This is a genomic window from Streptomyces sp. AM25 (assembly GCF_058146165.1).
Genome location: NZ_JBKIWN010000140.1, coordinates 106,607 through 122,465 on the forward strand (window position 1 = coordinate 106,607; position 15,859 = coordinate 122,465).

Genomic DNA, 15,859 nt, shown 5'->3' on the forward strand with positions numbered 1-15,859 from the left:
AGAATTTCTCCCTTGTATTCGCTTCTTTCCGGTCGTGATGCCCTCTTGGCGGCGAAGACTCCTCGGGATTCCCCTGACCGCGCCTTGTCGCATCCGTGTACGCACCGTCGCTAGCGTTGACACGGTGCAATGAGATGCGTGGCCTGGTGACGGGACGGGTGATGCGGGGTGAAACCGACACGGAGCGCCGAACCCCTGCCGGGGGAGCGGGACCGGCTGACCGTTCCCCAGGGGCTGGCGGCGCTGTCGCTCGACGCCATGGCCTCGGTGGCCTACGGACCCGAGGCCATCGTGGTCGTCCTGGCCGTGGCCGGCAGCCACGGGCTCGGCTACACCCTGCCGGTCACCCTGGCCATCGTGGTGCTGCTCGCGGCGCTCACAGCCTCCTACCGGCAGGTCATCGCGGCCTTCCCCAACGGCGGCGGCGCCTACGCGGTGGCCGGCCGGCACCTCGGGCGCCGGGTCAGCCTGGTCGCGGCCGCCTCACTGATCATCGACTACGTCCTCAACGTCGCCGTGTCGGTCTCCGCCGGCGTCGCCGCGCTGACCTCGGCCTTCCCCGGCCTGTACGGCGACCGGGTGTGGCTGTGCGCAGCCGTGCTGGCGCTCATCACGGCCGTCAACCTCTACGGGGTGGCCGAGTCGGCGAAGGTGATGATCCTGCCGACCGTGGTCTTCCTCGCGGCCGTCTTCGCCGTGATCGCGGCCGGACTGCTGCGCTCCCACCCGGTGACCGCGCCCACCCACCCCGCCGCGGCCGGCGCCTCCACGGTCGGCGCACTCCTGCTGATGCGCGCCTTCGCCTCGGGCTGCTCCGCGCTGACCGGAGTGGAGGCCATCGCCAACGCGGTGCCCACCTTCCGCACCCCACGGGTCCGGCGCGCCCAGCGCACCGAGATCACGCTCGGTGCGCTGCTGGGGGCCATGCTCATCGGCCTGTCCCTGCTCATCGGGAAGTTCCACGTCGCACCGAACCCCACCAAGACCGTCCTCGCCCAGCTCACCGACGCGGCGCTGGGCCACAACGCGGCCTTCTACGTGGTCCAGTTCGCCACGATGGTGCTGCTGGCACTGGCGGCCAACACCTCCTTCGGCGGCATGCCCGTCCTCACCTCCCTGCTGGCCCGCGACCACCACCTGCCCCACGTCTTCTGGCTGCGCGCCGACCGTCAGGTCTACCGCTACGGCGTAGCGGTGCTGGCGGCCTTCGCCCTGCTGCTGCTCGTCGTGGCCCGCGGCGACACCCAGGCCCTCGTCCCGGTCTTCGCCATCGGCGTCTTCATCGGCTTCACCCTCTCCCAGGCCGGCATGGTCCGGCACTGGTACCTGGAGCGCTCGCCCGGCTGGCACGGCCGCGCCGCCCTCAACGGCCTGGGCGCGCTGCTCACCGCGGCCGCCACCGTCATCGAGCTCGTCTCGAAATTCCACGAGGGCGGCTGGCTGGTCTTCCTCGCCGTCGCCGTACTCGTGACGCTCTTCGAAGCCGTGCACCGCACCTACGCGCGCATCGGCGCCGCCCTCCGCCTCGGAGAGGTGCCCGGCCCGCCCGAGCACTGCCACGCGCTGGTCGTCGTCCCCGTCGGCGCGGTCAACCGGCTCACCCGGGAAGGCATCAGCGCCGCCCTCTCCCTCGGCGACGAAGTGCGTGCCGTGACGGTCGTCCACCCCGAGGAACCCGCGACCGCGGACGACGTGACGGCGGCCTGGAACGCCTGGCACCCGGACGTCCCGCTGACCGTCCTGCACAGCCGCACCCACTCCCTGACCCGGCCCGTCGTCGACCACCTGAACGCCCTCCGGGCACAGAGCACCCAGGACCGCCTGGTGGTCCTCATCCCCGAGGCCCACCTGCCACGACCCTGGCACCGCCTGCTGCAGAACCAGCGCGGCGCCGTCCTCGACCGCGCGCTCCGGCGCCACACCGACGCCGTCATCTGCCGGCTGCGCTTCCGCCTCGACATCTGACGAAGCCGCCCCCATCAGGCCCGTTTTGACCCGTGGTCACCTTGAACAGGAAACTGAACGGTCAGCAATCGGTCAAGCAAACGCAATGGAATCGCATGCCCCCGTCGCAGCAGCAATCGCCCCACTCCGCCCCGTTCCCCACTCGCCGCAGGACGCTCCTCACCGCCCTCGCGGCGGCGACAGCAGGCGCACCCCTGCTGTCCGGCCTGGGTACGGGCACGGCGTTCGCCGCCGCCACCAGTGACACGTACAAGTCGAACACCGAGCTGTACACCCGGCTTCCGGACGGCGAAGGCACGGAGTACGCGCGCCGGTACAGGCGCCACGAGATGCTCGACAGCAGCCCCGACCGGCGGCACCCCTTCCACCGCACCACCGTCATGGCCCTGCATGGCGGCGGCATCGAGGCCGGCACGTCCGAACTCTGCCTCGGCATCGCCGGCTACCACCCCGCCACCCTCGAACCGGCCCGGGCCGACGGCCCCGACGGCCCCGTCCACGACTACTGGATGTTCGAAGGCCTGCGTACGTCCGACAACCGCGAACTCCACGTCACCGCGAAGCACTGCGACGACCGCGTCGCCCTCTCCATGGCCGCGAGCAGCCTCAACGTCCTGAGCCTGCACGGCTGCACCGCGGCCCAGGCCGGCGCCCCGGCCTCGCGCCCCGAAGCGGTGGTCGTCGGCGGCCTCAACACCGACTTCCAGCGCCACCTCCACGACGCACTGCGCAACGCCGGCTTCCGGACGATCGACGGTGCCGGGGTTCCCGGCCTCAACGGAGACCACCCCGACAACCTCTGCAACCGCACCATGCTGGGCAAGGGCGGCCAGCTGGAGCTCACGACGGAGCTGCGCCGGAGCATGTTCGGCACCTTCACCCGGCAGGGCCGCCCGACGACGACCACCGACACGTTCTGGCGCTTCACCGCCGCCTGCCGCACGGCGATCACCCGCCTGGAGTCGGGCCCGGACCAGGTTGTCCTCTAGCCCCCGCGTTCCCGGGCGCGAACACCCGCCGCAAATGCCGTCGCCACGTTCAGACGGATTCGAGCGGGACGCGTGCGTACAGCTCGCGCAGCCGCCCGACGGTCTCGTCGTCGCCCGGGAACGCCGTCTCGTCGATCGCACCGATCGCCCGCACCCCCACCGAGGCGTTCGTGGCGAACGCCGCCCGCATCCGCGGAACATCCCGGACCGTCACCGGAGCCGTGACGAAACCCGCGCCGGCACCCTGCAGCAACTGCAGGGTGACCCCGGCCAGCACATCGGCCTCCGGCCACACCACCCGCCCCGCCGCGTCCACGAACCCCACGTTCCACGTGACGCCCTCCGAGACGCACTCACCGGGCCCGACGAACAACGCGTCGTCGAAACCGGCCAGTTGTGCCTCCCTCCGCAGCCTGAACTGGCTGAACAGCCCGACATGCTTCACCGCGGGTGCATCACGGCTGAAGGCGCACAGCTTCGCCCTCAACGGCGGCGGGGCCGTCCCTCCGGCGGGCCGGAGCGTCACCATGACGTGAGGGTCCGCCCGCGCACCGAGATCGAGCATGTCCAGGTGCGGATCGAAGACGGTGACGCGCACCGTGACCGGCCCGGCCCCGTGCTCGCCGACAGCCTGGCGCACGTACGCGACGACACGCTCGGGGTCCAGATCCGCTCCGAACACGGCACGGCAGTCGCGCTGCAACCGGCCGAGATGCAAGGACAGGCCCCGGACTCCTCCGTTCTCCACGCGCATCGTGGTGAAATGCCCGTAGTTCGCCAGGGCAAGGGACTGCAGGTACGCGAAGGGAGCCGGTGCTCCGTTGACTGTGACCACCCGCCGGATTCTGGCACGAACCCCCTCACCGGACAGAAGGGAGAATGAGGCCATGAACGCCACCGTCCCGGGGACGGCACCCGCCGCCGTACCCACCGTCCACCCGGTCCCCGACGCCGCCGCCTACCTGGCCGGCCCCTGGTCGCTCGACCGCACCCTGATCGACCTGGACACCGGCTCCCACGGATGGTTCCACGGCACGGCCGCCTTCCACCCCGCCGCCGACCAGGCGCACGTGCTGCACACCGAGGACGGCGAGCTGAGCTGGAACGGCACGGTCAACCGCGCCGGTCGCACACTCAGGCTGCTTCCCGGACCGGACGGCACGGCCGCGGTGACGTTCGCCGACGGCCGCCCCTTCCACCACCTGGACCTGCGCACCGGCCACTGGACCGCCCGCCACCCCTGCGGCCAGGACCTCTACAACGGCACGTACACGGTCGTCTCCGCCGACGAGTGGCACCTGCAGTGGCGCACCACCGGCCCGGCCAAGAACCAGGAGCTGCGCTCGGTCTACCGACGGCAGTGAAGGACGGGCACCCTGGGACAGGGCGCGACCGGCCGGGGGAGGGGGCCGCCGATGGGGGAGACGAAGCGCCGGCACGCCCCGCGACAGGCATGGCCGGCCGTGGGACTGCGCATACTGCTCCTGGCCGCCGTCTGCGGACTCGTCTTCTGCGTGCCATGGGTGCAGGAGTCGTACCGGAACTCGGTGACGTACCAGCACGCGCCCCCCTGCCGGCCCGGCCGGCGGGCCCGTACGGCCGACAACTGCATCGAGCAGTCCACGGCTCGCGTCGTGGACAAGGACGTCGACGAGTCGTGCACCACGGACAGCAACGGCGTCCGGTCCTGCACCCAGCACTACGAGCTGCGGATCACCCTCGCCGGGCGCGACAGGTGGCACGAGGTGCAGTGGACCATGTACCGCGACGCGCAGCCCGGGGACCGCGCGGAGGTCCGCACCTGGCACGGGGCGCTGATACGGATGGCGCTGCGCGGCCACACCGAGACGTATCTCGCTCCCCCGGAGAAGTCGCTCTTCTGGAGGCTGGCGGCTGCCTGGGGGACCCTGGGCTTGGCGGTCGGAGCCGCCGGGGGAGCGGGCCTGTTGCTCCGGCTCCCGTACGTGATCGGGTGGTTCCTGCTGGCCCTGCCGGTTCTGGCGCTCGTGTCCGACGCCCTGCTCGGGAACGCGAGCGTCCTGGAGTGGACCGTGAACATCGCACTGACCCTTCCCGGCCTCTGCGTCATCGCCGTCGGCTGGTGGCGCCGGCGGGGGAAGGAACGGCGCCGGCCGTCGTGGTAGGGCCGCCGCCGATTGGGGCGCGCCCGGGCTTTCATGATCGAATGCGGTCGTACGTTGTCTGAAAGTTCCTGGGGGGACGTTTATGTCCGAGACCGCCCGTGCGCTGTTCATGGGGCGCCGCAGCCTGCTGACCGGAGGCGCCGCGATGACCGTCGGCGCAGCCATGACCGCGACGTCGGCCGTGCCCGCGCAGGCCGCCCCGCCGCAGGGCATCGCGGCACCGGGCGCCGTCACGGTGAAGCCGGACGACCCGCGGTACGCGGACCTGATACGCGGGATCAACCAGCGCTGGGTCGGCAAGCCCGAATACGTCCGCCTGGTGACGAGCACCGGCCAGGTCGTCTCGGCCGTGCAGGAGGCCGTACGCGCCGGGAAGCGCATCGCGGTGCGCAGCGGAGGCCACTGCTACGAGGACTTCGTCTTCAACAAGGACGTCCAGGTCGTCATCGACATGTCCGCGATGACCGAGGTCTACTTCGACCAGACCCGCGGCGCCTTCGCCGTCGAGGCCGGTGCGTCGAACCTGAACGTCTACGAGGCCCTCTACAAGCTCTGGGGCGTGGCCCTGCCCGCGGGCTCGTGCTACTCCGTCAGTGCCGGCGGCCACATATGCGGCGGCGGTTACGGCCTCCTCTCCCGCCGCCACGGCCTGACCGTCGATCACCTGTACGGGGTCGAGGTCGTCGTCGTGGACAAGGACGGCACCGCCCGCGCCGTCGTCGCCACCCGCGAGAAGAACGACCCCAACCGCGAGCTGTGGTGGGCCCACACGGGCGGCGGAGGCGGCAATTTCGGCGTCATCACCCGCTACTGGCTGCGCTCGCCCGACGCGAGCGGCACCGACCCCTCCCACCTGCTGCCCCGCCCGCCCTCCGAGGTCCTCCTGCACGCCTCGGCCCTGCACTGGGACGACCTCGACGAGGAGTCCTTCACCCGGTTGCTGAAGAACTGGGGATCCTGGCACGAGCGCAACAGCGCCCCGGACTCCCCGTACAACTCCCTCTTCGGCCTGCTGAAGCTGACCCACCGTTCCGCCGGCCAGGTGGGTCTGATCACACAGATGGACGCCACGGTCCCGGGCGCACGGGCGATGCTGGACCGCTACCTGACCGAGATCCTCGACGGCGTGGGCGCCAAGGGCCGGGCCATGACGCAGCGGATGGGCGAGCACGCGCCCATGCCGCAGTTCTCCGCCCCGCGCCGGCTGCCCTGGTTCCTGGCCACCGACTCCCTCAGCGGCGCGAACCCCACGCTGCGGGGCAAGTACAAGTCCGCGTACATGCGCAAGGGCTTCACCGACGCGCAGATCAAGGCGCTCCACAAGCACCTGTCCCGAACGGACTACACCAACCCCGACGCGCTCGTCCAGGTCGACTCCTACGGCGGCCGCATCAACGCCGTCGCCTCCGACGCGACCGCCGTCCCCCAGCGGGACTCCGTCCTGAAGCTCCAGTACATGGCCTTCTGGACCGACGAGGCCGACGACGCCCGGAACCTGGCGTGGGTCCGTGACCTGTACCGCGACGTCTACGCCGACACGGGCGGCGTACCGGTCCCCGGCGACGTCAACGACGGCTGCTACGTCAACTACCCCGACACCGACCTGGGCGACCCCGCCTGGAACACGTCGAAGACCTCGTGGGCCGAGCTCTACTACAAGGGCAACTACCCGCGCCTGCAGCGCGTCAAGGCGACGTGGGACCCGCGCGACGTCTTCCGTCACGCCCAGTCGGTCCGGCTGCCGTAGCCGTCCCGGGCGGCGGCGCCGGGCGCGCCGCCGCCCCCGGGAAAGTCCCACGGATGGGCGATAGGGACTGCCGGTCAGGGGCCTCGACAAGCTGGTTGATTTGTCATGGTCTGCGGTGGTTGGCCGAGAGGGTTTGTGATGGTATGTGACCGTGTTTGATCACTTGTATGGATTGAAGACGGGTTAGAGGAGTGCGTGGGATGAACGCGGGTGGTGGAGGAGGCGTATCGCGTCGCAGGCTGTTGCGGGGCGGAATGGTGGGCATCGGCGCGGGCATAGCCGGGAGCATGGGCATACCGGGTGCGTGGGGCTCGCCGACGGCGGGCCTGCCGGATCCGACGGGCGCACTGGGGACGGGGGCGGCAGGGGAGGAACTGGCGGACCTGCCCGTGGTGTACAGCCGCTCAGGCGTACTGGACCACACGCTCACGGTCGCGGGCGGCCATCCGGTGGTCGGGGGAAGACGGCTCGGCCTCGACATCTACAACGGCCGACTGCCGGGCGATATATGGCGGGTACGCGCCGGCGACCGGGTGCGGGTACTCCTGTGCAACCGCATGGAGCCGTCCGGAGTACCGCCCGTGTGCACGGAGGACGACGCGTCCGGATGCCTGCCGGCACGCGAGCGGCAGACCCTGGTGCACGACGCGGTGACGACGAACCTGCACGTGCACGGCCTGCAGGTCTCCCCCTCCGGCTCCTCGGACAACGTGTACGTCAGCGTCCCGCCCGGGGGCAGCCGGCAGTACGTGTACGACATCCCCTCCGACCAGCCGTCGGGGCTGTACTGGTACCACCCGCACCACCACGGCTCGACGACGCACCAGGGCTGGTCGGGCCTGTGCGGACCGCTCGTGGTGGAGGGAGCGGTCGACCGGGTGCCGGAGATCGCCGACATGCGCGAGCGGGTCATCGTGATCAACGCGCTGCGGCTGGACGTGAACGGCGAGAACCCGACCGTGTCCATCCTGCCGACCGCCGGCGACGAACCCTTCAGCCAGGACGACCCGTTCACCACCGACCCGGTGGTGCCGGCCAGAATGATGTTCCCGCTCAACGGCGGACTGCGGCCGGTCGTCACCATCCGCCCGGGAGAAGTGCAGCGCTGGCGGGTGCTGAACGCGGCACCGCACCGGGAGATGTGGCTCCACGTGGACGGCCACACGCTGTACTGGATCGGCCAGGACGGCATCCCCTTCGCCTGCCCGCGCCAGGTCCCCTCGATCCTGCTGGCCCCGGGCAACCGCGCCGAATTCCTGATCCGCGGCGGCGAACCGGGCCGCCACTGCATCTACGCGGCCCCCTACCGGCAGGGCCCCTCCCGCACCGACCGCCCCGCGCTCGAACTCGGCACCCTGGAGGTCTGCGGCACGCAGACCTCGGGCTGCATCCCGCAGCGCCTGGTGGACCCGCCGTGCATGCCCCGCCTGCCGATCGCCCGCCGCCGCACCCTGGTCCTCTCCCGCGAACGCTCGGAAGTGCCGGGCGGAGGAGCCCGGTTCCTCATCGACGGCCGGCCGTTCGACATGGACCGCATCGACCAGGAGGTGGAGGCGGGAACGGTCGAGGAGTGGCACCTGGTGAACCAGGACGACTTCCAGCACCCGATGCACTTCCACGTCAACCCGTTCCAGGTCGTCGACATCAAGGGCATCCCCGCAGGGGACACCTCCTGGCAGACGGACCCCACGCTGTGGTGGGACACCTACCGCCTGCCGCCGAACGGCGAGGTGACGCTGCGGATGTACTTCCGCCCCGACGCGACGGGCAAGACGGTCTTCCACTGCCACGTCCTGCCGCACGAGGACAGCGGCACGATGGGCACCCTCCTCATCTCCCCGCCGGGGGCCAAGGGACACGCGTCCACGGGGGCGTAGCAGACCGGTGCCCGTGGCACGGCCACCAGAGGCGTGAGCCGGGGCGTCGGCCCGTCGGCCCGCCACGGGTTTCACCGGGGTTTCACCCTCCGCTGCCACTGTCGTCCGGCGACCTCGGCCGACCGCGTACCGCACCGGAGCGCAGACGCGGGGAGCCATTCCATGGGGAGGACCGAATGCGAACGAGACGGATCGCGGGCCCGTTGGCCGCTCTTCTGCTGACAGCCGGGCTCTCGCTGAGCCAGGCGTCCACAGCGCAGGCGACGGCTCCGTGCGACGGCACCTACACCATCGTCGTCGGCGGCACGGGCAGCTCCTGGAACAACGACGGCTTCACCGGCAACATCCAGCAGCATGTCGGGTACCCCACCCAGATTCCCAACGGGGCGAGTGTCCGGGCCGGCGTCACCGAACTGAACCGCCTGGTCCGCGAACAACGCGCAGCGTGCCCGGCCCAGCACGTCAAGATGGCCGGGTACTCCCTGGGCGCGGCAGTGGTGCACGTCTGGGTCACCGAGAACTGGCAGTCGTTCGACAACGTCAACGCCATTCTCATCGCCGACCCCAAGCGCCAGGGCCCTCCCGGCGCCAACGGCTCCACCGTGCCGTTCGGCGCTTTCGTCGGCGCTCCGCTCGCCGGCGCCGACAGGTTCTTCGGCAACGTGCCGGTCAAGTCGGTCTGCCACTGGGACTACATCTGCGACGAGTCCGCCGGCATCTGGACCTACCCGTACAACCACGTCCACAACTACCCCGAAGACTTCAACATGGACCACCACAACGACAGCGCCAACGAGCAGTGGTACAACGGCGCTTGGTACCCCTGGTAACCACAAAAGCCCGCCTCACACCGTCTGTCGGCGGACGAAACAGCCCGCTGACAGGCGGTGATGCATTTGTGCGCCGTGACCGTCGATCCGCTGAGTTCGTGGTCGTCCACGATGCCCGGAGACGGGCGCTCCCGGCACGATGAGAGCCGTCCCGGATCACCGTTCCGGCGGGGGCGGAGTGATGGCTGATTCCGGGCGGTGAGGCCGAGGGCATGTACAACTTGTCGGGGGTGTGGGGTGTCTGGGTGGGCACGGAGACGGCCGTCCCGCGCACATCCATCAACCGGCACCATGCGATTTCCATGGAGGGCACTGTGAAGCGTGTTGTACGTACCCGCGTTGCGGGGGCGGCGCTGCTCGCCGCCGCCACGACGGTCACCACTCTGGTGGCAGGCACCGGGACGGCCGTCGCCGCTCCGGCCCGCGCCGCCGCCGTGTACAACAAGGAGTGCGGCACCGGATACAAGCAGGTCAACCAGCTCCCGGTCCCGGGCCGCGGGACGGTTTTCCTGGCCTACAACGCCGCCACCGGCAAGAACTGTGTGGTCACCAAGCGGGACAGCTCGGCCGGCGCGCGGCTGTGGGTGGGCTCCTGGATCCAGCGCGACAACGACGTGAAGTCGAAGCAGGAGCAGTACGGCTTCTTCACCACGTACGCGGGGCCGGTCTACCTGGAGGCCAAGGGCAAGTGCGTCGACTGGGGCGGCGAGATCGACGGCTACGTCGTGGCCCGCTACAAGACGAACTGCGCCGCCCTGGCCCGGACGGGGCGGTAGGTCCGCCGACCCGGGCCCGAAGGGGTGAGCGGTGATCACCGGCGGGTGATCGACGTGATCCCGTTCAAGTACCGCACCGGGACAGCGTGGACGGACGTGCCCGAACACGTTCGGGTCGCGGAAGGACACGTCCACAACCGGCTGCGGACCGCCGCTGAACCATTGGGCGTGGTCGACTCCACTGTCGACCGCGCCCGCCGGCCCGTGGGCACAAGGCCCCGGGGTCAGCGCAGACTGTAGCCGCCGTCGGGGTAGAGCGTGGATCCGGTCATGAAAGTGTTGGTGAACAGGAAGAGTACGGTGTCGGCGATCTCGCCTTCGGTGCCGGGCCGGTGCAGCAGGGCGTCTCGGCTGTACTGCGCGAAGCTCTCTTCCCGGAGCTCGGCGGGGCGTTGGGCCCAGAGGTTGCCGTCGACGGTGCCGGGGGAGACGACGTTGACGCGGACGGGTGCGAGTTCGACCGCGAGCCCGCGCCCGAGTCCCTCGATCGCGGCATTGCAGGCCACGTAGGCCGGCGCGGCGGCTGGGGGACGGACGCCGGCGGCGCCGGACATCAGCACGATGGAGGCGTCTGCTGTCAGTTTCGCGGCTGCGTGTTTGACGGTGTGGTACTGCCCCCAGAACTTCGACACGAAGGGGCTGGCGGCCTGACTGTCGGTCAACTCCCGCATGGGGCCGACCTGGTAGGAGGCGGCTGGGGTGAAGAGGTGGTCGACGGTGTCGATGTTCTCGAAGAAGGCGGCCAGCGACTCCTGGTCGGTGGTGTCGGCCACGCCCCAGTCGGCGCGCTCCCCGAGGGTTTGTGCGGCTGCTGCCGTCTTCCCGGCGTTGCGCCCGCCGATCGTGACGCGCGCGCCGTGAGCGATGGCCCGGCGGGCAACGTCCAGGCCGATGCCGGAGCCTCCGCCGACGATGACGACGTGGCGGCCGGTGAGCGAAGTGGCGGTCATGGGGTTCGCCTTTCGGTGGGATGCGGACACTGTCCGCCCGAACCCCACTGGTGATCGTTTCATTCCAGGACGCCGCGTGGCAGGCCAGGTGGCGCTGCCTGTTACAGCCGGTCGGTAGGTGTTGCCGCGATGCGGGTTGCTGGGCTGGGCTGTGCGGTGGCCTGGTGCGGGCGTTGCGGGCCGTGCGTGGGACGTGCTCTTGCCGCGGTGTTGTGTGTGGCGGCACGAGGGCTGGACCGTCGAGACTGCCCGAGCACACTCGTGCACCTGCTGGCCGGTCGGCTCCGTCCGGTATGGGCGGGTGATTTTTGTTGCTCTTCCGGCTACTGGTTTGGAAGGCGCTGCTGCGACCTGACGTCTTCGTTGTAAAGGCGTAGAGGCAGCTTTGCCTTCGATGTGCGTGGTGGGTGGTTCGGCGGCCGGGCTTGGGTGCCGTATCGGCTGGGCCGGCCGGCATGGCGGGTTGTGAGTCCAGCTCACGGATCAGTGGGTCGGCCGGCGCGGGTATGCAGGCCGGGGCGGGAACCGGGGAATCATCAGGCACATACCGATGCTCATCGGACGTTCTGCGTGTTCGGCTTGGCGGTGGAAAGGGACGAGCGAGGAGACGGTGCGCGTCGTCCAGCCGTGAGCATCGGGCGAGCCCGTGGGATGCCAGGCCGCTGGGCTGTCTGCGGTGCCCGCTGTTTCGCCGGCCAGGAGCTCGTGCCGAAGAGGAGGGCCGGCGGGAAGGCGTGCACGTTCGGCCGCGGCTAGACCGGCGCTGACCCGGCCGGGCCCGAGGCCCGTCGAGAAGCGCTCCGGGCCGTCTCACGCTGCCTTACGTCGACCGCGGCGTCCCCGCCCGGCAGGTCCCCGGGACGAAGACAATGCCGCGCCCTCGCGGTCGGGGCGGGACGTCGATGTCGGAGGTGCGGGACATGGCCCTGTTGACCGCTCCGGCGCGTCTCACCTCCTTGGCTGTTTCACCGCTTGTGTTATCGTCGAGCGTTTGGGCGGCGGTGAGGGCTGGTGATACCGCCCGTCCGGATTTTCCCTCGTTGGTCGGCTGCTTGTTCCTGTCGGGCCTTCCTCGGTACGTTCCCCATGCGGAAGGCTCTTGATGAATCACCCGGACGGCCTCGGCACCTCGCACGGCGACCTCGCCCAGCCAGTGCCCCTTGCTCCGGTGGTGTCTTCGGGTGTCTCCTTCGCCGGCCTGGGACTGCCGGCCGAGGTGCTGCGAACGCTCACCGGGCTCGGCGTGCGCGAGCCCTTCGCGATCCAGGCAGCCACACTGCCCAACGCCCTCGCGGGACGCGACATCCTGGGGTGCGGGCGCACCGGATCGGGCAAGACGCTCGCCTTCGGCCTGCCGCTGCTCGCACGGACGGCCGGGCGGCGCGCGGAGCCGAAGCAGCCCCTCGCTCTGATCCTCGTGCCCACCCGGGAGCTGGCCCAACAGGTCACCGAGGCGCTCGCACCGTATGCCGACGCACTCCGGCTGCGGATGGCCACGGTCGTCGGTGGCATGTCGACCGGCCGGCAGAGCGCTGCGCTGCGCGACGGCGCCGAGGTCGTCGTCGCCACCCCCGGCCGCCTGCACGACCTCATCGAGCGCAGGGCCTGTCGCCTGGGGCGGGTACGGATCACCGTCCTCGACGAGGCCGACCAGATGTGCGACATGGGCTTCTTGCCGCAAGTCACCGAGGTGCTCGACCAGGTGCAGCACGACGGTCAGCGGATGCTGTTCTCGGCCACCTTGGACCGCGACGTCGACCACCTGGTCCGCCGCTACCTCCACGACCCCGTCGTCCACTCGGTCGACCCGCCCGCAGGTGCGGTCACGACGATGGACCACCATGTGCTGGTCGTCCACGGCCCCGACCGGTACGCCGTCACCACGGAGATAGCCGCCCGCGACGGCCGCGCACTGCTGTTCCTGGACACCAAACACGCAGCCGACCAGCTCACCCGGCATCTGCGGGCCAGCGGAGTGCATGCTGCGGCCCTGCACAGCGGCAAATCCCAGCCGCAGCGCACACGGACGCTTGCCCAGTTCAAGAACGGCCAGATCACTGTCCTGGTGGCGACCAATGTCGCGGCCCGTGGCCTGCACGTCGACGACCTCGATCTCGTGGTCAATGTCGACCCGCCCACCGACCCCAAGGACTATCTGCACCGCGCGGGCCGTACTGCACGGGCCGGTCGGTCGGGCAGCGTCGTCACGCTGGTGCTGCCGGCACAGCGCCGCGAGACGAGCCGGCTGATGGCCGGGGCCGGCATCGAGCCGACGATCACCAAGGTGCGCTCGGGTGAGGCGGAGCTGAGCCGGATCACCGGGGCCAGGGCCCCCTCCGGCATCCCGCTCGACGGCGGGCCTGCCGCACCCCGGGCCAAGAACACCAACGCCCCTTTCCGCGGCCTGGGTACCAGCAAGGACGCCTCCCGCGGCACCGGCGGCAAGTCCCGCAAGGCCGGCGAGGCCCGTATGCTCGCCGAGGCCCGCAAGGCGGCCCGGGTACGCCGCGGCGGCTGAGAGACTCTGCGCCCACCCGAAGGCGACGCATGTGCGGGGCGGGTGGTTCGTGTGCGGCTGGTGTGACACGCCCCTGTACGCGGCCGGCTGGACGCAGGATGACGACGGCCCGTGCCCCGTCCTCGACGAATCGGGCCTGATGCCGGAGCTGTCCGGTCAGGCCTGGAACTCGGTGAGGTCGATGGAGTGGACGTGCAGGGGGAAGCCGTATACCGGGTGGACTGTTTCGTGCTCGGGCGTCATGCCGAGCTTGCGCAGCACGTTCTCCGAGGCCTCGTCGCCCGCGCGCACGATGCCGATGACCCGGTCGAGGCCGCGGTCCTGGAGTGCGAACTCCAGCGTGGCCTGGGCGGCTTCGGAGGCGTAGCCCTGGCCCCAGAACTGCCGGCCGAGCCGCCAGGTGATCTCCACGGCAGGCAGCACCTCCGGCAGGGACTCGGGAACGGACAGGCCGACGGCGCCGGCCAGCTCGCCCGAGCCCAGGAGCTCCACGGCGAAGACACCGAAGCCCTCCTCGTCCCACTCCTCCTCCCACCGCTCGACGGCCCCCGCCGTACCGTCCCCGTCGAGGACCGAGCCGTCACCGATCCGGCGCATGACCTGCGGGTCGGCGTTGATGTCCGTCATGGGGACAAGGTCGTCATCGTCCCAGCGGCGCAGGAGGAGGCGTGGGGTGTGGATCTCGGTCATGGCCCCCATACTGCCCAAGACGGGGGCCGCAAGGGTAATCGAGGCCACGGCCCTCCTGCTGGTCGGCCGGCATCTGGAGCGGGCCGCCCCCTGCCTCGGCGGCACGCCTGACACCAGGTCGCCCGGGCGAATGCCCGGGGCCTCGACCGGTCCGGCTCAGCAACAGCCCGGTGGTGGTGCCGCTGGGTACGGGCTGGGCGAGCGTCGAACCGAATGCGTAGGGCGCGTCCGTCAGGGCTGCCTGCCCCAGTTCCCGCCAGATCGGCCAGTCGTCCGATCCCCAAGTGCGCGGTTCCAGCATGACGCAGACCCTGCCGTACCGACGGAAGCAACAGCAACGGGATAACGCCCGATCCTCGTGCCGAACCGGCGAACCTATGCAGTCACAGCACTAGCCACACCGGGTGCCGCGGCGGGCGGCCCCGGCGCACACCGCACGCACTTGGCCGCTCACGTTGCCGGGACAGGGGGCGTTGAGGGCGGGCGAACCGCACATCGGGCATTCGACCATGTCCGGAGGGAGATGATGGAGGGCATGGCCATACACAGGGTCTTCGACAGCCATCTGCACATCATCGATCCGCGGTTCCCGTTGACGCCGAACAGCGGCTTCATGCCGCAGCCGTTCACGGTCGGCGACTACTTGCACGCAGTGGATCCTCTGCATGTCACCGGCGGTGCTGTGGTCTCCGGCTCGTTCCAGGGGTTCGACCAGAGCTACCTGCTCGATGCGCTGCGGAGGCTGGGGCGCGGGTTCGTGGGCGTGACGCAGCTGCCTGCGGCCGTCACGGACGACCGCATCCGTGAGCTGGACGACGCCGGTGTCCGGGGGGTGCGTTTCAACCTCTACCGGGGAGGCTCAGAGGCCCTCGGCCATCTCGGCTCCTTTGCGCGCAGGGTGTTCGACCTGGTGGGCTGGCACGTCGAGCTCTATGCGGACGCCGCCGACCTCCCGGAGCTGGAACCGGTCCTGGCCGCGCTGCCGGCCGTGAGCATCGATCACCTGGGCATGACGGAGCATGACGGGCCCCGAGCTTTTCGGACACGCGGTCAAATGACTATATCAGGCTGCGGCTTTTTCCTTCGCCCATTCATCGAGGACTTCCAGCGGCGGGCGGTAGCCGAGACGGGAATGCAGCCGTCTCCGGTTGTAGAACCCTTCGATGAAGCGGATGACTTCGCGTCGCGCTTCAGCTCTGGTGGCGAACTTGCGGTGATGAACGTTTTCGGTCTTTAGCTTCCCGAAGAACGATTCTGCGGCGGCATTGTCGAAGCAACTGCCGGTGCGCCCGGATGACTGACGGATCCCGTAGGCGGCGAGAGTCTCAGCGAACTCACGGGACATGTATTGCGACCCGCGGTCGCTGTGAAAT

At 70.3% G+C, this 15,859-nt stretch carries 13 protein-coding genes and 1 pseudogene; 10 read left to right on the forward strand and 4 right to left on the reverse strand.

Annotated elements, in window-relative coordinates; translation table 11 throughout:
* Nucleotides 1-168: 168 nt before the first annotated feature.
* Together ACLHRZ_RS41575 and ACLHRZ_RS41580 are read left to right on the forward strand one after the other, a co-directional pair.
* Nucleotides 169-1,965: an APC family permease gene (locus ACLHRZ_RS41575; RefSeq protein WP_490423823.1), complete on the forward strand. Its 1,797-nt coding sequence runs from the start codon at nucleotides 169-171 to the stop codon at nucleotides 1,963-1,965.
* Between the two features lie 95 nt (nucleotides 1,966-2,060).
* Nucleotides 2,061-2,954, forward strand: coding sequence for a poly-gamma-glutamate hydrolase family protein (locus ACLHRZ_RS41580; RefSeq protein ID WP_490423824.1), 894 nt, complete (start codon nucleotides 2,061-2,063; stop codon nucleotides 2,952-2,954).
* Between the two features lie 49 nt (nucleotides 2,955-3,003).
* Here ACLHRZ_RS41580 and ACLHRZ_RS41585 read toward each other — a convergent pair whose 3' ends face one another.
* A complete protein-coding gene (locus ACLHRZ_RS41585; RefSeq protein ID WP_490423825.1) occupies nucleotides 3,004-3,789 on the reverse strand; it encodes an aminotransferase class IV in 786 nt (261 codons plus the stop codon).
* A 52-nt stretch (nucleotides 3,790-3,841) separates the two neighbouring features.
* On the opposite strand from ACLHRZ_RS41585, the gene ACLHRZ_RS41590 reads away from it, so the two are divergent.
* The 6 genes from ACLHRZ_RS41590 (at nucleotide 3,842) to ACLHRZ_RS41615 (ending at nucleotide 10,328) form a co-directional block, all read left to right on the forward strand.
* Nucleotides 3,842-4,318, forward strand: coding sequence for a DUF6314 family protein (locus tag ACLHRZ_RS41590; RefSeq protein WP_490423826.1), 477 nt, complete (start codon nucleotides 3,842-3,844; stop codon nucleotides 4,316-4,318).
* A 51-nt stretch (nucleotides 4,319-4,369) separates the two neighbouring features.
* Complete coding sequence (locus ACLHRZ_RS41595; protein ID WP_490423827.1) at nucleotides 4,370-5,098, forward strand: hypothetical protein; 729 nt, start codon at nucleotides 4,370-4,372, stop codon at nucleotides 5,096-5,098.
* A gap of 82 nt (nucleotides 5,099-5,180) precedes the next feature.
* Complete coding sequence (locus tag ACLHRZ_RS41600) at nucleotides 5,181-6,845, forward strand: FAD-binding oxidoreductase (protein WP_490423828.1); 1,665 nt, start codon at nucleotides 5,181-5,183, stop codon at nucleotides 6,843-6,845.
* 200 nt (nucleotides 6,846-7,045) lie between these two features.
* Nucleotides 7,046-8,722 carry a multicopper oxidase family protein gene (locus tag ACLHRZ_RS41605; protein ID WP_490423829.1) on the forward strand — a complete coding sequence of 559 codons (1,677 nt, stop codon included), beginning with the start codon at nucleotides 7,046-7,048 and terminating at the stop codon, nucleotides 8,720-8,722.
* 176 nt (nucleotides 8,723-8,898) lie between these two features.
* Nucleotides 8,899-9,552 (forward strand): cutinase family protein, encoded by a 654-nt coding sequence (locus ACLHRZ_RS41610; RefSeq protein ID WP_490423830.1) that lies wholly within the window; start codon nucleotides 8,899-8,901, stop codon nucleotides 9,550-9,552.
* 314 nt (nucleotides 9,553-9,866) lie between these two features.
* Complete coding sequence (locus tag ACLHRZ_RS41615) at nucleotides 9,867-10,328, forward strand: spore-associated protein A (RefSeq protein ID WP_490423831.1); 462 nt, start codon at nucleotides 9,867-9,869, stop codon at nucleotides 10,326-10,328.
* Between the two features lie 224 nt (nucleotides 10,329-10,552).
* Here ACLHRZ_RS41615 and ACLHRZ_RS41620 read toward each other — a convergent pair whose 3' ends face one another.
* Complete coding sequence (locus ACLHRZ_RS41620; RefSeq protein WP_490423832.1) at nucleotides 10,553-11,278, reverse strand: SDR family oxidoreductase; 726 nt, start codon at nucleotides 11,276-11,278, stop codon at nucleotides 10,553-10,555.
* A 1,102-nt stretch (nucleotides 11,279-12,380) separates the two neighbouring features.
* Between ACLHRZ_RS41620 and ACLHRZ_RS41625 the strand changes: the two genes are divergently transcribed.
* A complete protein-coding gene (locus ACLHRZ_RS41625) occupies nucleotides 12,381-13,796 on the forward strand; it encodes a DEAD/DEAH box helicase (RefSeq protein ID WP_490423833.1) in 1,416 nt (471 codons plus the stop codon).
* Nucleotides 13,797-13,952: 156 nt separating this feature from the next.
* Here the strand turns inward: ACLHRZ_RS41625 and ACLHRZ_RS41630 are convergent, their stop codons facing one another.
* Nucleotides 13,953-14,486: a GNAT family N-acetyltransferase gene (locus ACLHRZ_RS41630; protein ID WP_490423834.1), complete on the reverse strand. Its 534-nt coding sequence runs from the start codon at nucleotides 14,484-14,486 to the stop codon at nucleotides 13,953-13,955.
* A gap of 535 nt (nucleotides 14,487-15,021) precedes the next feature.
* Here ACLHRZ_RS41630 and ACLHRZ_RS41635 point away from each other — a divergent pair.
* Nucleotides 15,022-15,723, forward strand: a complete 702-nt coding sequence (locus tag ACLHRZ_RS41635; RefSeq protein WP_490423835.1) for an amidohydrolase family protein — start codon at nucleotides 15,022-15,024, stop codon at nucleotides 15,721-15,723.
* Here ACLHRZ_RS41635 and ACLHRZ_RS41640 read toward each other — a convergent pair.
* Nucleotides 15,655-15,831, reverse strand: a pseudogene (locus ACLHRZ_RS41640) (integrase core domain-containing protein); the annotation flags it as partial. The gene ACLHRZ_RS41635 and the pseudogene ACLHRZ_RS41640 overlap by 69 nt on opposite strands.
* Nucleotides 15,832-15,859: the final 28 nt, after the last annotated feature.